Here is a 23,065-nt window from a genome sequence, read left to right on the forward strand (position 1 = left end):
TTGAGCTTTGATTGACAGATTTCTTGCCGCCGAGGAGCTGTTTGCTTCCCGTGTGGCCTACACATTCCGGACGTACCCAAGGCAGATCACCGCAGTGATTGCTGCGGTCTTGATGTCCGCAGGCGGTGGTGCATTCGCGGTTGCTTCGCTTGGCCCCGACGCGGCCAAGATTCCGGTAAAGCAAGTGCTTGAAACGGTAACACCGCTTGCTGTTTCAACACAGACCGACGCGCTGGATGCTTTCAGCTTCACACTGTTCCGCAGCGAAACCACGCGCTCGAGCGACACCGCCGAAGCGCTGCTCGGGCGCCTTGGCGTAAGCGATCCGGCCGCATCGGCGTACATCCGCGGCAACGCCGAGGCGCGCTCCGCGCTGTTGAGCCGGGCCGGCCGTACTGTCACTGCCGAAGTCACGCACGAAGATCGGCTCAAGAAGCTGAGTGCACGCTGGATTCCTGACGGCGACGGCTTCAAGCGCCTCGTCGTCGAAAGCGCGGGCGTCGGCTTCATCGTGCGTTCCGAAGCCGACACACTGACCGCCGGTACACGCCTGGCGAGCGGCGTGGTCCGGACGTCGCTCTTTGCGGCAACCGACGATGCCAACATTCCCGATGCTGTCGCGAGCCAGTTGGCCGACGTCTTCGCGGGCGATGTCGACTTCCGTCAATTGCGCAAGGGCGATCGATTCGCTGTCGTCTACGAAACCTTCGAAGCCGATGGCCAGTCCATGCGCAGCGGCCGTATTTTGGCGGCGGAGTTCGAAAGCGGCGGCAACATCCACCAGGCGCTGTGGTTCCAGGAGCCGGGCCGCAAGGGTGGCTACTTCAGGCCGAACGGCGACAGCTTGCGTCACGCGTTCCTGAGTTCGCCGGTCGAGTTTTCGCGCATCTCTAGCGGTTTCGCGATGCGGATGCACCCGATTTTGAACACCTGGCGTCAGCATAACGGCATTGACTTCGCGGCACCTTCGGGCACGGCGGTTCGAGCCGTCGGCGATGGCGTTGTCGAATTCGCTGGGCAGCAAAGTGGCTACGGCAACATCATCATCGTCAAGCACCGAAACGACCTGAGCACCGTGTATGCGCATCTGAGCCGCATGGACGTCAAGGTCGGGCAGAGCGTGGCCCAGAGCCAGTTCATCGGTGCTGTCGGCAGTACGGGCTGGGCGACCGGCCCGCATCTGCACTTCGAGTACCGAGTGAACGGTGAGTACACCGATCCGGCGGTCATCGCCAAACAGGACGGCGACATGACGCCGATCGCGGCAGCATCGCGTCCCGCGTTCGAGAAATTGGCGGTCGCAACGCGCACCGAATTGGCAGCCGCGTTCTCTGTGGTCCAGGCCAGCGCCGACTGACCGACCGCACCATCGAACACAACAAAATGGCCGATCTGCAGATGGCCAACCTGTTCATCGGCTTGATGTCGGGAACTTCACTCGACGGCGTCGACGGCGTCATAGCCGATTTCTCGGCCGGCGGCATTGCGGTCAAGGCGCACGCCACGGCGCCTTTCTCGGTCGGACTGCGCACCGAATTGCTGGCGCTGAACACACCCGATGGCGTCAACGAGCTGCATCGTGCGGCGCTCGCGGGCAACGCGCTGGCGCGGGTGTACGCAGCGGTCACGCAGGATTTGCTCGGCCAGGCCAACGTAGGTGCCGAAGCCATCGCCGCCATCGGGGCCCATGGCCAGACGGTGCGCCATCGGCCAGGCGAATTCGACGATATTGGCTACACGCTTCAGCTCAACAACCCCGCGCTGCTCGCCGAACTGACCGGCATCGACGTCGTTGCTGAATTCAGGACCCGCGATGTCGCAGCCGGCGGTCAGGGCGCACCGCTGGTGCCAGCGTTCCATCGCGCGCTGTTCGCGCTAGAAAACGACGCCGTTGCTGTTCTGAATCTCGGTGGTATTTCCAACCTCAGTTTGCTGCCTGCCACATCGGGCGAAGCGATCACCGTGCTCGGCTTCGATTGCGGCCCCGGCAATGCGCTGCTGGACCACTGGTGTCAAACCCACCTGGGCCAGCCATATGACGCTGGCGGCGCTTGGGCTGCCAGCGGGCGAGTGCTACCCGACTTGCTCGAGCGCCTGCTGCGCGATGCCTACTTTGCCAAGGCACCTCCGAAAAGCACCGGGCGCGACCGATTCAATCCCACCTGGCTCGCCGCGCAGTTGCAGCACGCCAGCAGCGCTGATGCCGCGGATGTGCAGGCAACGCTTGCCGAGCTGACTGCCAGTTGCTGTGCCGCGGGCGTAATCCGCTACGGCATCGACAGCAAGACCTTGATCGTGTGCGGCGGCGGAGCGCTGAACGACCACCTGCTCGCCCGGTTGCGCGCACTGCTCCCCGGTGTCGAGCTGAAGTCGTCGGCTGAACGGGGACTGCCACCACAACAGGTCGAAGCGGCAGCATTTGCGTGGCTGGCCCGTTGTACGGTGCGCCGAGAGACGGGCAACCTTGCCAGCGTGACCGGCGCCAAGGGCGCGCGGGTGCTAGGCGCCACCTACCCTGCTTGACTGGAGGCCTGCCTGGCCTGGACTTGCTGGTGGACCCAAGCGGCAGCGTGGCGGGTAGCTTGTGCTAGTTGCTGGTCGCTGGTCGCAGCAGTCGGCGCTTCAGCCTTGGCCGGACACCTCGGGCTGTGCCGGTCGAATGGCCCTGGCTTCCGCGGGCAGATGCCAAAAGATCAGCGTCGATGCCAGCGTGATCAGTCCCATGCTAGCGAACGTCGCCTGAAAAGCATGCAGCGTTTCGATCGACGTGATCGGCGCAGTGCCGCCGAAGATGCCCGTATAGCCCGCAAGTACAGCGCTCGCAGCGGCCACGCCGAGGCTCATTGCCAGCATCTGAACCATCGACAGCAAGCTGTTACCGCTGCTCGCCATGCTGCCGTCGAGATCTTTCAAGGTGATCGTGTTCATGGCAGTGAACTGCAATGAATTGACCGCGCCAAAAGCCAAGAGCTGCAAGATGTTCAACACGATCGGCTGGCCCGGCGCGGCAAGCCCGAAGGACGCCATCGTCACGCCGACCAGCGCCGTGTTGACGACCAGCACCTTTCGGTAGCCATAGCGCGTGATGAGCACCGTGGTGAAGCGCTTCATCGCCATGCCTGCCAGCGCGATCGGCAACATCATCAACCCCGCCTGCAATGGCGAATAGCCCATCGACACCTGGAGCAGCAACGGCACCAGAAACGGCATGCAGCCGCTGCCTAGGCGCGAAAACAGATTGCCGAGCAAGCCAATGCTAAGTGTCTGGACCTTGAATAGCGACGGCGCAAAGAGCGGATCGGCGCGCCGGCTAGCGTGCAGCCAGTAAGCGACGATGCTGGCGAAACCGAAGATCAACAACATCAGCACACCGACTTGCCGCATGCCGACACCCGAGACGCCGTCGAGCGCCAGCGAAATTGCGACCATGCCAAAGGCGAGCATCGCGTAACCTGCCCCGTCGAAGCGATGCCGTACGGCGCCGCGCAGATCGGGCATGAGCCTGAGCGTTGCGATGCAGCCGACCAGACCCACGGGTACGTTGATCAAGAAGATCCAGTGCCACGACGCGTACTGCACCAGCCAGCCGCCCAGCGTCGGGCCGAGCAACGGTCCGATGAGCCCCGGAATCGCGACGAAGCTCATCGCCTGCAAAAACTCGGCGCGCGGCACCGTACGCAGCAGCGACAACCGTCCTACCGGCAGCAGCAAGGCGCCTCCGAGCCCCTGCAGCACTCGTGACGCGACGAGTTGACCGATGCCTTGCGATGCGGCGCAAAGCACCGACCCGAGCACGAACAACAAGATGGCGGAGAAGAAGACGCGGCGCGTCCCAAAACGGTCGGCGATCCAGCCCGAGGCTGGGATCAGCATCGCCATCGTGAGCGCATAGGCCACCACGACCGACTGCATCCGCAACGGGCTTTCGCCCAGGCTCGCCGCCATGGCGGGCAATGCGGTATTGATGATGGTTGCGTCGAGCGTCTGCATGAAAAAGCCGATGGCGACGAGCCAGAGCAGACTTTTGCGATAGCCCGGTGCTGGCGCCGAAGGAGGCACCGGAGAAATGGGCGTCGAATTAGATCCGACAGGAAGCGTCATCGCAAAAACTCAGGCAACAAAAAGCCGCCCTTAGGCGGCTGTTCAAACAAACGCGAAGAACTTCTGCAAATCTCAGGCTGAGAAGCTGGAGCCGCAGCCGCAAGTGCTGGTCGCGTTCGGGTTCTTGATCACGAACTGGGCGCCCTGCAAATCTTCCTTGTAGTCGATCTCAGCGCCTACCAGATACTGGTAGCTCATGGCGTCGATCAGCAGCGAGACGCCGTTCTTGGTCATCGTGGTGTCGTCCTCGTTGGTGATCTCGTCGAACGTAAAACCATACGAGAAACCAGAACATCCGCCACCCTGCACGAAGACACGCAGCTTGAGTTCAGGGTTGCCTTCTTCGGCGATCAAGTCAGCCACCTTCGCGGCGGCGCTGTCAGTAAACAAAATCGGTTCCGGCATATCCGGAACGGGCATTTCAGAAACGATATTTTCGGCAACGGCGCTCATGTGAGTACTCCTGTAAGTGCGGCCAAACGTGCGAGCACGTGCAACCAATGAAGGTAATGCTACTGCAACAAACAAAAAACCGCCCGAAGGCGGCGTTTTGACTGCGAGGGCAGTAAGCCCAAACAGCAGCTCCAAAAGCGAATTAACGCTTCGAGAATTGCTTCCGGCGGCGAGCAGAGTGCAAGCCGACCTTCTTCCGCTCGACTTCGCGCGCATCGCGCGTCACGAAGCCAGCCTGGCTCAACACCGGCTTGAGCGTCGCGTCGTAGTCGATCAACGCACGGGTGATGCCGTGGCGCGCCGCGCCGGCCTGGCCCGATTCGCCGCCGCCATTCACGTTGATCATGATGTCGAAAGCTTCGACGTTGTTCGTCAGGAACAGCGGCTGCTTCGCGATCATGATGGACGTTTCGCGGCCAAAGTAGGCCTGAATGTCCTTGCCATTGATCGTGATCTTGCCGGTACCCTTTTTCATGAACACACGGGCGACGCTCGATTTGCGACGGCCGGTGCCATTGTTCCATTCACCGATCATTTGGCGGCCTCACGTTGGGCGTTGGTGGACAAGCCTGCAATTTCCAGCACTTTGGGCTGCTGCGCGGTATGCGGGTGCTCTGCGCCACCGTAGACCTTGAGCTTCTTGATCATGGCGTAGCCGAGCGGGCCCTTGGGCAGCATGCCCTTGACGGCCTTTTCCAGCGCGCGGCCGGGATGCTTGGCTTGCATGTCGCGGAAGTTCGTAGCCGAAATACCGCCTGGGTAGCCTGAGTGACGGTAGTAGATCTTGTCGATCGGCTTGGCACCGGTGACACGAAGCTGGGCTGCATTGATGATGACGATGAAGTCACCGGTATCGACGTGAGGCGTGTAAATGGCCTTGTGTTTGCCGCGCAAACGGAGAGCAACTTCGCTGGCTACTCGTCCGAGGACCTTGTCGGTCGCGTCAACCACAAACCACTCGTGCACCACGTCAGCGGGTTTGGCGCTGAAAGTTTTGGTCATGAGATTCTCTTTAAAAGAGGGGTTTGGCGGGCCCTTTTCCACGGTCGGCGTTCCTCTGACGGGAATCTCTTAGGTGGGGTTCAGGCTTCGCCGCGGGGCCACAAAAGCGCTGCGAAGCCTTCGATTATATAAAGATTCCGCGCTGGCGGGTACCATCGACCCATGTTCAGTTACCGCCACGCCTTCCACGCCGGCAACCACGCCGACGTGCTCAAGCACACGGTGTTGATCGCCACGCTCACTCATTTGCTCGAAAAAGACGCGGCGCTGACCGTGGTGGACACGCATGCCGGCGCCGGCTTGTACCGTCTGGATGGCGACTACGCCGACACCAGCGGGGAGGCCGCGGAAGGTCTGTTGCGACTGATTGCAGCCAAGCCGAAAGACGGCGCGCCCCTCGCGGACGCCATCGCCCGCTACCTCGGCGTCATCGCCGACTTCAACCCGAAAGGCGGCGCCAAGGTCTATCCTGGCTCGCCTTTCATCATCCAGCACCTGTTGCGGGACCATGACCGGTTGAAACTGTACGAGTTGCATCCTACCGATGCCAAAACCCTCGACGCCAACATCGCGCAACTCGATGCAGGTCGGCAGATTGCCGTCCTGCGCGAAGACGGTTTCTTGAGCGCCAGCAAATTCTTGCCCCCACCGTCGCGTCGCGCATTGGTGCTGATGGACCCAAGCTACGAGATAAAAAGCGACTACGGCCGCGTGCTCGAGTTTGCGGCCGAAGCGCTCAAGCGATTCGCCACCGGCACCTACGCCGTCTGGTATCCGATCATTCCGAGGCCTGAAGCGCACGATTTGCCGCGCCGCCTCAAGACGATGGCGACCAAGGCCGGCAAGTCGTGGCTGCACGCGACGCTCACCGTAAAGTCCAGCAAGCTGACATCTACGCCCACTGGCGAGACCAAGCGACCCGGCCTGCCTGCCAGCGGCATGTTTTTGATCAATCCGCCGTTTACCTTGAAACCGCAATTGGCCGCGGCGTTGCCTCAGTTGGCAGAGCTTTTGGCGCAAGACCGCCACGCGGCGTTTTCGCTCGACAGCGGCGGCTGAGTTCCGGCGCTTCTGCGACCGTTCATTCAACGCCGATATCTAGCGGCGTTTGCGATTCGATGATTTGACCGGTACCTTCCGCGTGCTCGAAGGCGACGGCGCAGAATCACCCGCCATTGGCGCATCGGCGAAGTCGACGGCCGCACCGCTGCAACGCATGTCTTTCTTGTCGATCACCGACAACGCAACCTGCTTGATCCCCATTGCCGTCAGCCCGATCTGATCTGCTGCGGCGCGGCTCAGATCGATGATGCGACCCAGCGCATAGGGCCCCCGATCGTTGATGCGCACCAACACCTCCTTGCCATTCACCAGGCTTCGCACGCAGACACGCGTGTTGAATGGCAGTGTCTTGTGAGCGGCCGTGAATGCGGTCATGTCGAAGCGCTCTCCGTTGGCAGTTTTGCGCTGGTGAAACTGGATGCCGTACCAGGAAGCGCCACCGCGCTCGAAGATTTCGCGAAGGCTTCCGTCACCGGGGACGCCATCGTCCGGCGAGAGTTCGCCAGTTCCTGAGATGGAGAGCTCGTAGCGCACCGAGGGCACTTGCGAACGTGGAGCGGCACCGGCCGGCACCGCAAGCTCGCGTGGCAACGGCCGTAACCGAAAGCGCCCCGATGAATCCGCTCCAGCGTCAGGTTTGGGCGCATTGGCATCGGGCGGCGGTGTGCCGCAGGCCGCAAGCAGACACAGCAAACCGGCCAGCGCGCCTCGCAGCGCGCGACGCGATCCGGTCCACCCCGCATGGCGGGCGGCCGGGCACGCGACATTCACTCGATGCGCTCCAGAACTCCCAAAGTCGCAGCAGCCTGATTCATCGTGTAGAAATGAAGGGCAGGTGCACCGCCGTCTCGCAGTCGCACGCACAGGTCGGTGACGACATCGAGGCCGAACGCCTTGATCGACGCCGTATCGTCGCCAAAACCCTGCAGCCGAAGACGAATCCAGCGAGGAATCTCAGCGCCACAGGCGTCCGAGAAACGCATGAGTTGGGTCGAGTTAGTGATCGGCATGACGCCCGGCACGACAGGCACGTCGAGCTTCAACTTGCGGGCTTCATCCACGAAGCGGAAGTAGGCCTCGGCACTGAAAAAATACTGCGTGATGGCCGAATCGGCGCCCGCTTCGACCTTGGCCGCATAAGCCCGCAAGTCGGCCTCGGGCGAGCGCGATTGCGGGTGCACTTCAGGGTAGCAAGCGACCTCGATATGAAAGTCGCGACCTGTCTCTTCGCGAATGAACGAGACCAGATCGCTTGCGTACAAAAACTCGCCGCCAGCGCCGTAGCCGCTGGGCAAATCGCCGCGTAATGCGACCAACCGCTTGACGCCCATCGCCTTGAGTTCGGCCAACTGCATGCGCACGGTTTCCTTGGTCGATCCGATGCACGAAAAGTGGCTCGCTGCATCCACGCCCTCGCCCAGAATTTCACGCACCGTGTTGAAGGTGCCGTCGTGCGTCGAGCCTCCGGCGCCATACGTAACCGAACAGAACTCGGGCTTTCGCGTGTAGAGCTGCTGCCGGACTGCACGCAGTTTGGTCGCGCCCTCGACCGTCTTCGGCGGAAAAAATTCAAAGCTGAGCGGAAGGCGCATCGCCGGCTCCTGGAGCGCCGTCCGCGCGAACGGCGTGAACGAAAAACTCATGGTTGCCATCGCCGCCGACGATCGGGCTGTCGAACCACTGCACAACACGCAGTCCCAGCGCAGCGCAGGCTTCTCGCAAGCGTGCCTCCACGATCGGGTACATCGCCGCATCGCGCACGATGCCGCCCTTGCCGACCTGGCCCGGCTGCAGTTCGAACTGCGGCTTGACCAGCATCAGCATGCGGCCATCGGCTGCTAGAAAAGGCACCACCGCCGGCAACACCAGCGTCAGCGAAATGAACGAGAGGTCACCCACGATCAGGTCGAAGCGCGGCTCGAATTCGATTTCCATCGTCTCGACATCGTCTTCGGCGTCGACACTCGAAGCGATCAGGTCGACCGCGGTCAGCGCTCGCGCATTGACCTTTTCGACCGCGATCACACGCTCGTCTTCGCGCAGCTTCGCGTGCAACTGGCCGTGACCGACGTCGACGCCGACCACCTTCGCCGCACCGTGCTGCAGCAGGCAATCGGTGAAGCCTCCGGTCGACTGGCCGATGTCGAGGCACTGCAGCCCCGTCGCATCGATGCCTGCGGTCTTCAAAGCCCCTTCGAGCTTGAGTCCTCCGCGCGAAACGTAGCGTGCTTCAGCGCCGTCGACCAGGTCGAGCTCGGCCGATTCAGGCAGGTCGTCGCGGTTCTTGACTACGTCACGCCATGCGTCGCTGCTGCCCGCATCGCGCCAGCGCAAACCGCCCGCAATCAAGCGAACGGCCTGCGATCGGGACGCGGCCATGCCGCGCTCCACCAACAATTGATCAGCGCGCATGCGCTATCAATAGCGGTAGGTGTCAGGCTTGTAAGGGCCGTTTTTATCGACACCGATGTAGGCCGCTTGCGCTGGCGTCAGTTCGGTCAGCATGGCGCCGACCTTCTTCAGGTGCAGGCGCGCGACCTTCTCATCGAGGTGCTTGGGCAGCACGTAGACCTTGCCGGCTTCATACGCGTCGGGCTTGGTGAAAAGCTCGATCTGCGCGATGACCTGATTGGCGAATGACGACGACATCACGAAGCTCGGGTGGCCCGTGCCGCAGCCCAGGTTCACCAGGCGACCCTTGGCCAGCAAAATGATCTTCTTGCCGTCCGGGAAGGTGATGTGGTCGACTTGCGGCTTGATCTCTTCCCACTCGTACTTCTCGATCGACACGACATCGATTTCGTTGTCGAAGTGACCGATGTTGCAAACGATGGCCTGGTCTTTCATGGCGACCATGTGGTCGTGCGTGATGACGGACAGGTTGCCGGTCGCCGACACGAAGATATCCGCCTTGTCGGCAGCGTATTCCATGGTCACGACCTTGTAGCCTTCCATTGCAGCCTGGAGCGCATTGATCGGATCGACCTCGGTGACCCATACCTGCGCCGACAGGGCGCGCAGCGCTTGTGCCGAGCCCTTGCCCACGTCGCCGTAGCCCACCACGACCGCCACCTTGCCGGCGATCATCACATCGGTCGCGCGCTTGATAGCGTCGACCAGAGATTCACGGCAGCCGTACAGGTTGTCGAACTTGCTCTTGGTGACTGAATCGTTCACGTTGATGGCGCGAAACTGCAGCGTGCCGTTCGCCGACATCTCGTTCAGGCGATGAACGCCCGTGGTCGTTTCTTCGGTCACGCCGATGATCTCGGCGGCTTTGCGGGTGTACCAGGTACTGTCGACAGCGATCTTGGCCTTGATCGCGGCGTACAGGATGCGCTCTTCTTCGCTGGTCGGGTTCGCGAGAACGCCCAGGTCTTTTTCAGCGCGCTGGCCCAGATGCATCAGCAACGTGGCGTCGCCGCCGTCGTCCAGGATCATGTTGGGGCCTTCGCCCTTAGAGCCCTTGGGTCCGAAATCGAAGATGGCGTGGGTGTAGTCCCAGTAGTCGGTCAGCGTCTCGCCCTTGACGGCGAAAACCGGCGTGCCGGCGGCTGCGATGGCAGCGGCTGCGTGGTCTTGCGTCGAGAAGATGTTGCACGATGCCCAGCGGACGTCGGCACCGAGGGCTTGCAGCGTTTCGATCAGCACCGCGGTCTGAATCGTCATGTGGATCGAGCCGGTGATGCGCGCGCCCTTGAGCGGGTGCGACTTCGCGAACTCGGAGCGAATGGCCATCAGGCCCGGCATTTCGGTCTCCGCGATGCGGATTTCCTTGCGGCCCCAAGCGGCCAGCGTGATGTCGGCGATGGCCTGATCGGTCAATTTGAGAGGGATTGCGACGGCGGATGCGGATTCGAGAACAGCGCTCATGAGAACTCCAAAGCAAGTTTGAGAATTGCCGCCGCGCTCGGGAAGGTAGACCTGTAGATCGACTCACCGCGAGAACAGCGGTTGAGCGTGGTTGCGATGTGGTCCGAGCCTCACGCCTGATGGCGCTGCAACGCTCCTCGGAACGACGGATTTTAGCGCAGACGCCCGATTGCGTGCGTCACCGCCCGGAAGGGTCGGCGTTACCGCCGACAAGCCGAAATTCCTGCGGCGTATTACGCTCGTACGATATGAACACACCCTCCGCATCGTCTTTCCGCAAGCTCTCGCCGCTTGCGTCTGTGCTTCTGGCTTCGGCCACCCTGCTCGGCGCAGCCGTGCTGCCGCTCGCCGCCGCTGCGCAGAGCCCGGCGGCCACGCCATCTGCCGCTCCCGCCGCCCCGACCGTCCGAATTCGAGGCACGGTCGTCTATGTAGACCCAAAGAAGGTGGTCGTGAAGGACCGCAGCGGTGAGGTCGTTTCGCTTGCACGGGTCGCCGACATGCCGATCTCCGAGGTGTATCGCATCAAGCTGAGCGACATCAAGCAAGGGAGCTTCATCGGCACTGCAGCGATGCCGCAGGCAGACGGCACGCAAAAGGCGCTCGAAGTTCTGGTCTTCCCCGAGGCCGCGCGTGGAACCGGCGAAGGCCATTTCCCATGGGACTTGCAGCCGCAGAGCACGATGACCAACGCGACCGTGGCCGACCTCGCCGCGGCGCCGAAGAACGTGCGCGGCGGCCAGCAGCTGAAGCTCAGCTACAAGGGCGGTGAAAAGACGCTCATCGTTCCGCCGAACGTGCCCGTCGTGACCTTTAAGCCCGCAACCGACGCCCTGCTGGTCCCCGGCGCGAAAGTGCTGATCAACGCGCAAGAGCGCAACGGCACCCCGACGGCACTGCGCGTGCTGGCCGGCCGCAACGGCTTCACGCCGCCGATGTAATCCAAGGGAAATCCCGGAAGTAAATTGGCGCAGAGAACCGCCGCAGCCGCGCCGCTGCGGCGTATCGTGGCAACGGATTTCCGCATCGACAGGCGCGGCGTCCGCCTTCCTCAAACCTCAGGAGACTCCCATGGCCACCGCCAAGAAAGCTGCCGCCCAGCCCACCGCTTCGCAGGGCAACACCAAAATCCCCAACCCGGCCGACATGCTCAAGGGCATGGCCGAGCGTCTGCAGAGCGTCAACCTGACCGGCGCCGGCAGCAAGCTGCTCGACAGCGGCCGCAAGGATCTTCAAGCCGTGATGCAGGCCAACGAAAAGTCGTACAAGGGCCTGCAGACGGTGGTGCAGCGTCAGACCGAGATGATCAAGAGCGCGATTGCCGAATGGCAGTCCGCAGCCAAGGCGGCCCCAGGCAAAGACCCGAAAGAAAATCTTGCCAAGCTCGACGAACTGGGTCGCGCGTCGTTCCAGCGTGCCATCGACGACATCAAGGAGCTGGCCGACCTGGCGGCCAAGTCGCAGAAGGACGCTTTCGAAGTCGTGCGCCAGCGGGTGCAGGACAACGTCGACGAAGTGACCAAGCTGCTGCAGCGCAAGTGAGAGGGCTGCCGGCGCGCTCGACGCGACCGGCATGACCACGGCTTTGTGGCGTCGCGCTAGCCCCGTGCGAGAGAAGCCAGGAGCGCATCCGTAAAATCGGGCAATCCCCCCGCAGATTGCCCACTTTGTCTTTCGCCTCCGAAACCCGTCGCCGTCGCACTTTCGCGATCATCTCCCACCCAGACGCCGGCAAGACCACGCTCACTGAAAAGCTCTTGCTGTTCTCAGGTGCGATCCAGATTGCCGGTTCGGTCAAGGCGCGCAAGGCCACGCGGCACGCCACCTCCGACTGGATGGAGATCGAAAAGCAGCGCGGCATTTCGGTGGCCTCATCGGTCATGCAGATGCTGTACCGCGACCACGTCATCAACCTGCTCGACACGCCCGGCCACAAGGACTTTTCAGAAGACACCTACCGCGTGCTGACCGCCGTCGACTCGGCTTTGATGGTGATCGATGCGGCCAACGGCGTCGAAGCCCAGACGCGCCGCCTGATCGAAGTTTGCCGGCAGCGCGACACGCCCATCATCACGTTCGTCAACAAGATGGACCGCGAAGTGCGCGAGCCGCTGGACATCATGGACGAGATCGAACGCGAGCTCGGCATGCCCTGCGTGCCGATGACCTGGCCGGTCGGCCAGGGCAAATCCTTCGGCGGCATCATGAATCTGCGCACCCAGACCATGACGGTGTTCGACTCCGGCAAGGAGCGACTGCCGCAGGAGTTCGAAACCATTCGCCTCGACAACCGCGCCGAGCTCATCAAGCGCTTCGGCAGCGAGTTCGAATCTGCCGAGCAGAGCATGGAACTGGCAGCCGGTGCCTCGCCGACGTGGGATCGCGAAGCCTTTCTCGCGGGCAAGCAGACGCCGGTGTTCTTCGGCTCTGGCGTCAACAACTTCGGCGTGATGGAAGTGCTCGATGCGTTGGTCGATCTGGCGCCGCCGCCGCAGTCGCGCACCAGCACCACGCTGGTCAATCGCCAGCCTGTGGTGAAGGAAGTGCAGCCGGAAGACAAGGACTTCGCCGGCGTCGTGTTCAAAGTCCAGGCCAACATGGATCCATCGCACCGAGACCGCATCGCCTTCGTGCGCATGGCCTCGGGCAAGTACACGCCGGGCATGAAGCTGAAGGTGCAGCGCACGTCGAAAGAACTGCGGCCGACCAGCGTCGTCACCTTCATGAGCCAGCGCCGCGAGGCGGTCGAAGAGGCCTATGCCGGCGACATCGTTGGCTTCACCACGCATGGCGGCGTGCAGCTCGGTGACACGATCACCGATGGCGCCAACCTGATGTTCACCGGCCTGCCCTTCTTTGCGCCCGAACTCTTCATGACGGTGATCCTGAAGAACCCGCTGCGTACCAAGCAGCTTCAACAAGGCCTGGCGCAGCTCGGAGAAGAAGGTGCGATCCAGGTGTTCCGCCCCGAGATCGGCGGGCCGATGTTGCTCGGCGCTGTCGGCCAGCTGCAGTTCGAAGTGGTGCAGCACCGGCTGAAGGGCGAGTACGACGTCGACGTACGGCTCGAAGGTTGCCAGTACACCGGCGCCCGCTGGATCACGGCCGACACGCCGGCGGAACTTAAAGACTTCGTCAACGCCTACCCGGCACGCATGGCGCTCGACGCGGCCAACACGCTGGCCTACCTCTGCACCTCGCCCTACGACGTGCGGCTCGCGCAGGAGCGTTTTCCGAAGATTCATTTTCATCCGTTGCGCGAGCACGCAGGGCTGGCGCTGCAAAGCGCCGGCTGAAGCTGGCGCAGGCCGCCATGCTGCCGTTGGCGCGATGGTCGTGGAACGCCCGGCGCGGCCTGCTGGGTGTTTTGACCGACATCGACGACACGCTCACCACCGACGGCGCCATCACGCCCGACGCCTTGCAGGCGCTGCTCGACCTGAACGCCGCCGGCCTGCACGTCGTCGCCATCACCGGTCGCCCGGTCGGCTGGAGCGAGCCCTTCGCGGCTGCATGGCCGGTCGATGCGATCGTTGCCGAGAACGGTGCGGTGGCGCTGACCGTCGATGCCGATGGGATGTTAATCAAGCGCTACCAGCAAGACGCCACTACGCGCGCCGTCAACTTCACGCGCATGCAAGGCGTGCTGGCGCGCATCGAGCACGAGATCCCCGGCGCGCAGCGCGCCAGCGACTCACCGGGCCGCGAGACCGACATCGCGATTGACCACAGCGAGTTCACGCGATTGAGCGAGGCGCAGATCGCCGCCGTGGTCGCGCTGATGCGCAGCGAAGGCCTGCACGCGACGGTCAGCAGCATCCACATCAACGGCTGGTATGGCAACCACAACAAGCTGGTCGGCGCGCGCTGGATCGTGCGGGAGCTATGGGGCCGCGCGCTGGACCCCGAGATGAGCCGCTGGGCCTACGTCGGCGATTCGACCAACGACCAACTGATGTTTGAAGCCTTTGCGCACAGCATCGGCGTGGCGAATGTGCAGCGCTTCGTGCCAAAGCTGACGCACCTGCCGCGCTACATCACGCAGGGAGAACGTGGGGCGGGGTTTGCTGAAGTGGCGCGGGCGGTACTGGAAAGTCGGGTCGTGCGCTGAGGTTCGGACTTGGCCACGCGGCGGGCCGAGTCAATCGAGCAAGCCGGGACTTGTTGAGCGCACCCCGGCTTTGGCGTTCACGCACCTTCGCCCTGCAGGATCGCGGTGAGCGCCAGATTGACGTAGTAGTTGCTGCGACCGATCTTCTGCTTTTGCACGAAACCGCCCTCGGCCAGTCCGTCCAGGTACTTGGTCGCGGTCAGGCGTGACAGCTGCAAATCGCGCTGGATGAAATCGATCTTGGTATACGGGTGCATGAACAGGTTGTTGATCAAATCCTGGCTGTAGAACTTGTAGCCCGCGCGGATGCGTTGCTTGTAGTCTGCCAATGCGGCCTTGATCGCGTTGATGGTCCCGATGGTCTGCGCCGCCGTCTGTTGCACCGCCTCCAGCAGGTACAGCACCCATTCTTCCCATCGGTTTTCGGTACGCACTGTTTGCAACAAGCGGTAGTAGTCGGCCTTGTTGCGCATGATGTAGCTGCTCAGGTAGAGCACCGGACTATCGAGCAGCCCCTCCTTGACCAGGTAGAGCACGTTGACGATGCGCCCGGTGCGGCCGTTGCCGTCGCAAATTGGGTGTACCGGGCCGAGGACATGAGGGAGACTCCTTGACTGGGCCCACATTGGACCGAGCCAGCTTCCGGCCAGCAATCGGGAAGTCCCGCCCGCGACGTGCGCACCCTGATGCGCAGCGGCAGGTACGCCGCCGGCGCAAACCCCTCCAGCGCAGCGCCACCCAACGCGCCTATGCCCGCGCCAGCACAGGCGCCAGCGCCACGCCGGTGTGCGTGCCCAAACGCACCACTTCTTCCGGCGGCGCCGCCGCCACGACGCGACCACCAGCGTTGCCGCCTTCGGGCCCGAGGTCGATGATCCAGTCCGCCTCGGCGACGACATCCAGATCGTGCTCGATCACCACCACGCTATGCCCGCCGTTCACCAGCCGGTGCAGCACATGGATCAGCTTCTCGACATCGGCCATGTGCAGCCCGACGGTCGGCTCGTCCAGCACGTACAACGTGTGCGGCGCCTTCTGACCGCGCCGCGTGATGTCGTCGCGCACCTTGCTCAGCTCGGTCACCAGCTTGATGCGCTGCGCCTCGCCGCCGCTCAGCGTCGGAGACGGCTGGCCCAACGTCAGGTAGCCGAGCCCCACGTCTTTCAGCAACTGCATTGGATGGCTGATGTTCGGCATGGCCGCGAAGAATTCGACGGCATCGTCGACCTCCATCTGCAGCACTTCGCCGATGCTCTTGCCGCGCCAGCTCACCGCCAGCGTCTCGGGATTGAAGCGGGCGCCGTGACACACCTCGCACGGCACCTTCACGTCGGGCAAAAAGCTCATCTCGATGGTGCGCACACCAGCACCGTCGCATCCAGCGCAGCGGCCTTCGCCGGTGTTGAAGCTGAAGCGCGCCGGACCGTAGCCGCGGGCCTTGGCTTCCAGCGTGTCGGCGAACAGCTTCCGGATGGTGTCCCAGAAACCGATGTAGGTGGCAGGGCAGCTGCGCGGCGTTTTGCCGATCGGCGTCTGATCGACCTCGAGCACGCGGTCGATGGTTTCGTAGCCTTCGACCGCGCTGCAGCCGGCCCACCTGGCGCGCTTGCCTGCGGCATCGTTGTCGCGGCCGGCCTTGGTCATGCGCTGCACCACGATCGCATACACGTTGGCCAGCAGCACGTCGCGCGCCAGCGTCGACTTGCCCGAGCCGCTGACGCCGGTGACCGCCACCAATCGATGCAACGGCAGCGACGCCGTCACCTCCTGCAGGTTGTGCAGATTGGCACCGCGCACCGTCAACCAGCCGGGGGCACCCACTTCGGGCGCCGGCACCGGGCGGCGCTTCTGCAGCGGATGCTTGATGGCATCGCGCAGATAGCGGCCAGTCTGCGAATCGGCCGCTGCCTCGATGTCGGCGACCGAGCCCTCGGCAACCAATCGCCCACCGCGCTTGCCCGCGCTCGGGCCGATGTCGATGATGTGGTCGGCGCGCCGGATGGTGTCTTCGTCGTGCTCGACCACCACCAGCGTGTTGCCTTTTTCGCCGAGCTTGTGCAGCGCGTCGAGAAGGATCTGGTTGTCGCGTGCATGCAGTCCGATGGTCGGCTCGTCGAGTACATAGCAGACGCCCTGCAGGTTGCTGCCAAGTTGCGCCGCCAGGCGAATGCGCTGTGCCTCGCCGCCGCTCAATGTGGGCGCGCCACGGTCGAGCGTGAGGTAGCCGAGTCCGACTTCCTTGAGGAACTCGAGGCGGCTCTTGATCTCCGGCACCAGGTCACGCGCGATCTCCGCTTCGCGCCCCACCAGCTGCAGTGTCTCGAACCACTCGCGCACTTCGATCACGCTCATGCGCGCGAGTTGCGTGATGCCGATCCCACCGATGCCGAACGGGTTCACGGCGCCTGTGGCCGGCGCGTCGGGCGCGGCTCCGAACAGCACGGCACGCGCGATCGCATTCAGACGTGTGCCTTCGCAGGTCGGGCAGGCCACGTCACCGACGTCTTCGGCCTCCGGCTCCGCAAAGGTTTGCTCGCGGCCCTTCTGGTCGGCGCCGAGCACCGAGTCGTCGAACACCTTGCGCTGGTCCTTGTTCAGCTTGACACCGGTGCCGACGCAATCGGGGCACCAGCCGTGCTTGCTGTTGTACGAGAAGAGCCGCGGATCGAGTTCGGTGTAGCTGGTGCTGCAGATCGGGCAGGCCCGCAACGTAGAGAACACATGCACGTGGCCGATGCCATGGGTCGGCGCGTTGGCCATCATCGCGGCGCGCAGGCCGGTGAGTTCGCTCAACACATGCACCACGCCCTTTCCGTGCTCCAGCGCGCGTCGCAGCGCGTCGCGCAACTCGGCTTCGTTCTCCGGCAGCACATCGAGACTCGCCACCGGCAGTTCGATGCTGTGCTCCTTGAAACGGTCGATCCGCGGGAAACCGGTCGTCGGCAAGAACCCACCGTCGACACGCAGGTGCGTGAAGCCGCGCGGCCGGGCCCAATCGGCCAGTTCGGTGTACACGCCCTTGCGGTTGCTCACCAGCGGCGCGAGCAGGCCGATGTGCTGGCCGCGAAAGTTCTTGAGCAGTTGCGCCGCGATGCTGTCGGGCGTTTGCGGCTGCACGGCTGCACCGTCGTTGACGCAATGCTGGATACCGAGCTTGACGTACAGCAGCCGCAAAAAGTGCCACACCTCGGTGGTGGTACCGACCGTGCTCTTGCGGCCGCCACGCGACAGACGCTGCTCGATCGCCACTGTGGGTGGAATGCCATACACCGCATCGACCTCGGGCCGACCGGCCGGTTGCACGATGCTGCGCGCATACGCGTTGAGCGATTCGAGGTAACGGCGCTGGCCTTCGTTGAAGAGAATGTCGAAAGCAAGCGTTGACTTGCCAGAGCCGCTGACGCCGGTGACCACGCTGAACTTGCCGCGCGGAATGTCGACGGAAAGATTCTTCAGGTTGTGCTCGCGCGCATTCACGATCTGGATCGCGTTGCTGCCCGGTGCCTTGGTTTTCGTCTTGCCCGAATAGCGGCGCGCATTGCGCTCGGCCACCTTGTAGGCGTCGGGACCGATCGCCAGTTCATAGTCGGCCAGCGCTGCGCCGGTGAGCGATGCGCGGTCTTCGCGCAAGGCCTCGGGCGTGCCGGTCGCGACCACTTGCCCACCGCCCTCGCCGCCTTCGGGGCCGAGGTCGATCAACCAGTCGCTGGCGCGGATCACGTCCAGGTTGTGCTCGATCACGACCAGCGAATGGCCGGCGTCGAGCAGCTTGCGCAAGGCTCGCATCAGGCGCGCGATGTCGTCGAAGTGCAGGCCGGTGGTCGGCTCGTCGAACAGGAACAGCGTGCCCTTGCGCGCGACCGCCTGCTTGCTCGATGTCGCGCTCTTGGCGGCTTCGGCCAGGAAGCCGGCGAGTTTGAGCCGCTGCGCTTCGCCGCCCGACAAGGTCGGCACAGGCTGGCCGAGCTTCACGTAGTCGAGCCCCACGTCGATGATGGGTTGCAGCACGCGCAGCACTTCGCGGTCGGCTGCGAACACGGTGGCCGCCTCGGCGACGGTCAGGTCGAGCACGTCGGCGACGTTGTAGTTCTTGCCGCCGCGCTCGATGGTCACCTCGAGGATCTCGGGCCGGTAACGCTTGCCATCGCAGTCCGGGCAACGCAGGTACACGTCCGACAGGAACTGCATCTCGACGTGCTCGAAGCCCGAGCCGCCGCAGGTCGGGCAGCGCCCATCGCCTGAGTTGGAGCTGAACTTGCTGGCCGTGTAGCCACGCTGGCGCGACAACGCCGCCGTCGCGAAGATCTCGCGGATGGCATCCCACGCGCCGACATAGCTCGCAGGGTTGGAGCGCGCGGTCTTGCCGATGGGCGATTGATCGACGAAGACCACGTCGCTCAGGTAGTCCGCACCGAGCATGCGGTCGAACGCCCCCGGCGATTCGGTCGTCTTGCCGAAGTACCGCATCAACGCGGGCGCCAGCACGTCCTGCACCAGCGTCGATTTGCCCGAACCGCTGACGCCGGTGATGCACACCAGCCGCTGCAACGGCAGCTCGACTGTGATGTTCTGCAGGTTGTGCTCGCGCACACCTTCAAGGATGAGCCGGTGCGTGTTCTCGCTCACCAGTCGCTTGAAGCCCATGCCGATCTTCTTGCGACCGCCGAGGTAGTTGCCGGTCAGCGTGTCGGCATCGCGCAGCTGGTCGGTGGTGCCGTCGAACACGATCTGCCCGCCGCGGATGCCGGGGCCCGGCCCCATGTCGATCACGCGATCGGCCGCCAGCATGACGGCCGGATCGTGCTCGACCACCACCAGCGTGTTGCCCGCGTCGCGCAGCCGCAGCATGGCTTCGGTGATGCGGTTCATGTCGCGCGGATGCAGGCCGATGCTGGGCTCGTCGAGCACGAACAAGGTGTTGACCAGCGACGTGCCGAGTGCCGTCGTCAGGTTGATGCGCTGCACCTCCCCGCCGCTCAGCGTGCGGCTCTGTCGATCGAGCGTGAGGTAGCCGATGCCGACGTCGTGCAGGTAGCGCAGGCGGGTGGTGATTTCTTCGAAGAGGAGTTTGAGGGCCTGGGCATCACCGTGGCTTGCTCCTTCACCCTCTGGGGAAAGGTTGGCGAGGGGGCGTTCAGCCGAGGGCTGCTGCCCATCGAAAAACCGCCGCAGCCGCTCGATCGACAGCATCATCAGATCGTGCAGGCACAGCCCCGGCAGCGACTCGAGCTGCGCGCGCGACCACTTCACGCCCATCGGCATGAAGCGCTTTTCGGGCGGCAGCACGGCATCGGCATCGGCCTTGCTGCCGATTCGCCACAACAGGCTGTCCAGCTTCAGCCGGGCGCCGGCGCACGTCGGGCATTGCGTGTAGCTGCGGTACTTCGACAACAAGACGCGGATGTGCATCTTGTAGGCCTTGCTTTCCAGATAGGCGAAGAAACGCTTGACGCCGAACCACTGCTGGTTCCACTTGCCCTTCCAGTTGGGCGAGCCTTCGATGACCCATTGCTTCTGCTCGTCGGTCAGTTTGTTCCACGGCGTGTCGCGCGGAATGCCGGCGGCTTCGGCGTGGCGCATCAGATCGTCCTGAGCCTCCTTCCACGCGGGCGTCTGGATGGTCTTGATGGCACCCGCGCGCAGCGTCAGCCGGTCGTTCGGAATGACCAGCCCGAGGTCGACGCCGATCACTCGGCCGAACCCGCGGCAGGTTTCGCAGGCGCCCACCGCAGAGTTGAACGAGAACATCGACGGGATCGGGTCGGTGTAACGAATGTCGCTCTCGGGGCAATGCAGGCCGGTGGAGAACTTCCAGATCTCTTGCGCCGGCTCGGGAACGACAGCGCCGTCGACGACGCCCTCTGCCGCGAGGACGGGCGCGGGCAGCGATGCATAAACCGTCAGCCGCCCCGCACCGCGTTTGAGCGCAGTCTCGATGGCTTCCAGCACGCGCGCCCGTTCGGCACCGGCGATGCGAAAGCGGTCGGCCACCACGTCGAGCACCTTGCGCGGGCCGGTCGGCGTTGCCACTTCGCGCTCGGCCTGCACGCGGGTGAACCCGCTGGCCGACAGCCATTGCGTCACTTCTTCGGTACTGGTCGCCGCCGGCAGTTCGACCGGAAACGTCAGCACCACGCGCGGGTCGCCAGCAGCGGCCGCGCGCACGGCCAACGCGGTGTAGATCGAGTCGGGCGAATCGTGCCGCACCGGCAACGAGGTCTCGCGGTCGAACAACTGCGACGCGCGCGCGTAGAGCAGCTTCAGGTGATCGTTCAGCTCGGTCATGGTGCCGACCGTCGAGCGCGACGACCGCACCGGGTTGGTCTGGTCGATGGCAATGGCGGGCGGCACGCCCTCCACCTTGTCGACCGCCGGCTTGTCCATGCGGTCGAGGAACTGGCGCGCGTAGGCAGAGAAGGTCTCGACGTAGCGGCGCTGCCCTTCTGCATAGAGCGTGTCGAACACCAGGCTCGACTTGCCCGAACCGCTGGGGCCGGTGACCACCGTCATCTCACCCGTGTGGATGTCGATGTCGATGTTCTGGAGATTGTGCTGGCGTGCGCCGCGGATGCGAATGGAGCCCTGTGTCATTGCTTGCCTGGAGGTGGGGCAAACATTATGGGCAGCGTGCCGTGGCAGCGCCGTGGCAGGGTCTTGCGCACGCCCCTGTCAGCCGCGACGCCATATAAAAAGCCCCGCGGCCTTTCGGTCGCGGGGCTCTCGCGCATTCAGCGTGAATCAGTCGTTCGCGTAAATGTCGACGTCCTTGGTTTCGCGGACGAATATGACGCCGATCACCAAGGTGATCAAAGCGATCACGATCGGGTACCAAAGCCCGTTGTACATATTGCCCGTCTGCGCCACGATCGCCAGCGCGGTGGCCGGCAGCAGTCCGCCGAACCAGCCGTTGCCGATGTGGTACGGCAGGCTCATCGAGGTGTAGCGGATGCGTGTCGGGAACATCTCCACCAGCATGGCAGCGATCGGGCCGTACACCATCGTCACGTAGATCACCAGGATGGTGAGCAGCAGCACGATCATCGGCTTGTTCATCTTCTCGGGGTCGGCCTTGGTCGGGTAGCCATGCTCCTTCAATGCAGCGCCGATGGCGGCCTTGAAGTCGGCGTCCTTTTTCTTGGCTTCGTCGGCCGGCAGGCCCTTGCTGGCGTAAGACTCGATGACCTTGTCGCCGATCGAGATCTTGGCCGTGCCGGTGCCGTCAGCCGTGTCGTAGCTCACAGAACGCGTGGCCAGCACCTGCTTGGCGATGTCGCACGAGCTGGTGAACTTGGCCGTACCGGTCGGGTTGAACTGGAACGAGCATTCGCTCGGGTCCGCGGTCACGACGACCTTCGATGCGGCTTGCGCTTTCGCCAGATCCGGGTTGGCCGCTTCGGTCAGCATGCGGAAGATCGGGAAGTACGTCACCGCAGCGATCAGCAGGCCGGCCATGATGATGGGCTTGCGGCCGATCCGGTCGGACAGCGAACCGAAGATCAGGAAGAAAGGCGTGCCGATCAAGAGGGACAGTGCCACCAGCACGTTGGTCGTCGCACCGTCGACCTGCAGCGAGCCGGTCAAAAAGAACTGCGTGTAGAACTGGCCGGTGTACCAGACGACCGCCTGGCCCATGGTCAGACCGACGAGCGCCAGGATGACGATCTTCAGGTTCTTCCATTCGCCGAACGATTCCGACAGAGGCGCCTTCGAGGTCTTGCCCTCGGCCTTCATCTTCTGGAACGCCGGCGATTCGGACAGCGACAGGCGAATCCACACCGACACCGCCAACAGCAGCACCGACACCAGGAACGGAATGCGCCAGCCCCAGGCAGCGAACTCGGGCTCGCCGAGCAGGGTACGCACACCCAGGATGACCAGCAGCGACAGGAACAGTCCCAGCGTCGCCGTGGTCTGAATCCACGATGTGTAGGCACCCCGCTTGCCGTGCGGCGCATGCTCGGCAACATACGTCGCAGCACCGCCGTACTCACCGCCGAGCGCAAGGCCCTGCAGCATGCGAAGCGCGATCAGGATGACCGGCGCGGCAACGCCGATGGTGCCGTAGCTGGGCAGCAGGCCGACGATGAAAGTCGACAGGCCCATGATCAAAATGGTGATCAGGAAGGTGTACTTGCGGCCGATCATGTCGCCCAGCCGGCCGAACACGATGGCGCCGAACGGACGCACCAGGAAACCGGCTGCAAAGGCGAGCAGCGAGAAGATGACTTGCGAGTTGGGGTCGAGGTTCGAGAAGAACTGGCGACCGATGATGGCGGCCAATGTTCCGTACAGATAAAAGTCGTACCACTCGAACACCGTGCCAAGGGACGAGGCGAAGATCACCTTGCGTTCCTCGGGAGTCATGGGCCGGGGGGCCGGATGCGGAACCCCCTTCGAATCCAGTGTGGCTGCCATTGCGTCGTCTCCTGTTTGAAATTCGGATGCGGCCTCGTCACGAGACCG

Annotated in this window: 18 protein-coding genes and 1 riboswitch; of the genes, 7 read left to right on the plus strand and 11 right to left on the minus strand. The window is 63.6% G+C overall.

Annotation, left to right across the window (positions count from 1 at the left end):
• The first annotated feature begins 7 nt into the window (after positions 1–7).
• Together RCH10_RS21320 and RCH10_RS21325 are read left to right on the plus strand one after the other, a co-directional pair.
• Positions 8–1,357 carry a peptidoglycan DD-metalloendopeptidase family protein gene (locus RCH10_RS21320; RefSeq protein WP_409053940.1) on the plus strand — a complete coding sequence of 450 codons (1,350 nt, stop codon included), beginning with the start codon at positions 8–10 and terminating at the stop codon, positions 1,355–1,357.
• Positions 1,358–1,398: 41 nt separating this feature from the next.
• Positions 1,399–2,523 carry an anhydro-N-acetylmuramic acid kinase gene (locus tag RCH10_RS21325; protein WP_409053989.1) on the plus strand — a complete coding sequence of 375 codons (1,125 nt, stop codon included), beginning with the start codon at positions 1,399–1,401 and terminating at the stop codon, positions 2,521–2,523.
• Positions 2,524–2,622: 99 nt separating this feature from the next.
• On the opposite strand, the gene mdtD is transcribed toward RCH10_RS21325, so the two are convergent.
• The 4 genes from mdtD to rplM all read right to left on the minus strand — a co-directional run bounded on the left by mdtD (position 2,623) and on the right by rplM (position 5,556).
• Entirely contained in the window at positions 2,623–4,101 is a 1,479-nt protein-coding gene (gene mdtD, locus RCH10_RS21330; RefSeq protein WP_409053941.1) for a multidrug transporter subunit MdtD, read from the minus strand.
• A gap of 72 nt (positions 4,102–4,173) precedes the next feature.
• Positions 4,174–4,554 (minus strand): iron-sulfur cluster insertion protein ErpA, encoded by a 381-nt coding sequence (erpA, locus tag RCH10_RS21335; RefSeq protein WP_409053942.1) that lies wholly within the window; start codon positions 4,552–4,554, stop codon positions 4,174–4,176.
• Positions 4,555–4,696: 142 nt separating this feature from the next.
• The gene (rpsI, locus tag RCH10_RS21340) at positions 4,697–5,089 is read right to left on the minus strand and encodes a 30S ribosomal protein S9 (RefSeq protein WP_187053137.1); all 393 of its coding nucleotides are present in this window, start codon (positions 5,087–5,089) and stop codon (positions 4,697–4,699) included.
• A complete protein-coding gene (gene rplM, locus RCH10_RS21345; RefSeq protein WP_187053138.1) occupies positions 5,086–5,556 on the minus strand; it encodes a 50S ribosomal protein L13 in 471 nt (156 codons plus the stop codon). Before rplM ends, rpsI begins: the two co-directional genes overlap by 4 nt.
• Before the next feature lie 162 nt (positions 5,557–5,718).
• Here rplM and RCH10_RS21350 point away from each other — a divergent pair, with 162 nt between their 5' ends.
• Positions 5,719–6,615, plus strand: a complete 897-nt coding sequence (locus RCH10_RS21350; RefSeq protein WP_409053943.1) for a 23S rRNA (adenine(2030)-N(6))-methyltransferase RlmJ — start codon at positions 5,719–5,721, stop codon at positions 6,613–6,615.
• Between the two features lie 39 nt (positions 6,616–6,654).
• Here RCH10_RS21350 and RCH10_RS21355 read toward each other — a convergent pair whose 3' ends face one another.
• Genes RCH10_RS21355 through ahcY form a run of 4 tightly spaced genes read right to left on the minus strand, consistent with a single transcriptional unit; the run spans position 6,655 to position 10,491 of the window.
• A complete protein-coding gene (locus RCH10_RS21355; protein WP_409053944.1) occupies positions 6,655–7,389 on the minus strand; it encodes a septal ring lytic transglycosylase RlpA family protein in 735 nt (244 codons plus the stop codon).
• A complete protein-coding gene (gene metF / locus RCH10_RS21360) occupies positions 7,386–8,210 on the minus strand; it encodes a methylenetetrahydrofolate reductase [NAD(P)H] (RefSeq protein WP_409053945.1) in 825 nt (274 codons plus the stop codon). Before metF ends, RCH10_RS21355 begins: the two co-directional genes overlap by 4 nt.
• The gene (locus tag RCH10_RS21365; RefSeq protein WP_409053946.1) at positions 8,188–9,030 is read right to left on the minus strand and encodes a TlyA family RNA methyltransferase; all 843 of its coding nucleotides are present in this window, start codon (positions 9,028–9,030) and stop codon (positions 8,188–8,190) included. The genes metF and RCH10_RS21365 overlap by 23 nt, the downstream gene beginning before the upstream one ends.
• A 6-nt stretch (positions 9,031–9,036) precedes the next feature.
• Positions 9,037–10,491, minus strand: a complete 1,455-nt coding sequence (gene ahcY / locus RCH10_RS21370) for an adenosylhomocysteinase (protein WP_323495759.1) — start codon at positions 10,489–10,491, stop codon at positions 9,037–9,039.
• 76 nt (positions 10,492–10,567) lie between these two features.
• Positions 10,568–10,636: riboswitch (S-adenosyl-L-homocysteine riboswitch) on the minus strand.
• A gap of 103 nt (positions 10,637–10,739) precedes the next feature.
• Between ahcY and RCH10_RS21375 the strand changes: the two genes are divergently transcribed.
• The 4 genes from RCH10_RS21375 to RCH10_RS21390 all read left to right on the plus strand — a co-directional run bounded on the left by RCH10_RS21375 (position 10,740) and on the right by RCH10_RS21390 (position 14,602).
• Positions 10,740–11,432 (plus strand): hypothetical protein, encoded by a 693-nt coding sequence (locus tag RCH10_RS21375; protein ID WP_409053947.1) that lies wholly within the window; start codon positions 10,740–10,742, stop codon positions 11,430–11,432.
• Between the two features lie 130 nt (positions 11,433–11,562).
• Positions 11,563–12,033 carry a TIGR01841 family phasin gene (gene phaP / locus RCH10_RS21380; RefSeq protein WP_409053948.1) on the plus strand — a complete coding sequence of 157 codons (471 nt, stop codon included), beginning with the start codon at positions 11,563–11,565 and terminating at the stop codon, positions 12,031–12,033.
• A gap of 125 nt (positions 12,034–12,158) precedes the next feature.
• Complete coding sequence (locus RCH10_RS21385) at positions 12,159–13,787, plus strand: peptide chain release factor 3 (RefSeq protein ID WP_409053949.1); 1,629 nt, start codon at positions 12,159–12,161, stop codon at positions 13,785–13,787.
• Between the two features lie 17 nt (positions 13,788–13,804).
• A complete protein-coding gene (locus RCH10_RS21390; protein WP_409053950.1) occupies positions 13,805–14,602 on the plus strand; it encodes an HAD-IIB family hydrolase in 798 nt (265 codons plus the stop codon).
• A 77-nt stretch (positions 14,603–14,679) separates the two neighbouring features.
• Here RCH10_RS21390 and RCH10_RS21395 read toward each other — a convergent pair whose 3' ends face one another.
• The 3 genes from RCH10_RS21395 to RCH10_RS21405 all read right to left on the minus strand — a co-directional run bounded on the left by RCH10_RS21395 (position 14,680) and on the right by RCH10_RS21405 (position 23,017).
• Entirely contained in the window at positions 14,680–15,228 is a 549-nt protein-coding gene (locus RCH10_RS21395; RefSeq protein WP_409053951.1) for a Fic family protein, read from the minus strand.
• A gap of 121 nt (positions 15,229–15,349) precedes the next feature.
• Positions 15,350–21,193, minus strand: coding sequence for an excinuclease ABC subunit UvrA (uvrA, locus tag RCH10_RS21400; RefSeq protein WP_409053952.1), 5,844 nt, complete (start codon positions 21,191–21,193; stop codon positions 15,350–15,352).
• A 147-nt stretch (positions 21,194–21,340) separates the two neighbouring features.
• Positions 21,341–23,017, minus strand: a complete 1,677-nt coding sequence (locus tag RCH10_RS21405) for an MFS transporter (protein ID WP_409053953.1) — start codon at positions 23,015–23,017, stop codon at positions 21,341–21,343.
• Positions 23,018–23,065: the final 48 nt, after the last annotated feature.

This window comes from Variovorax sp. GrIS 2.14 (assembly GCF_046115955.1).
In the GTDB taxonomy this organism is placed as follows: Bacteria; Pseudomonadota; Gammaproteobacteria; order Burkholderiales; family Burkholderiaceae_C; genus Variovorax.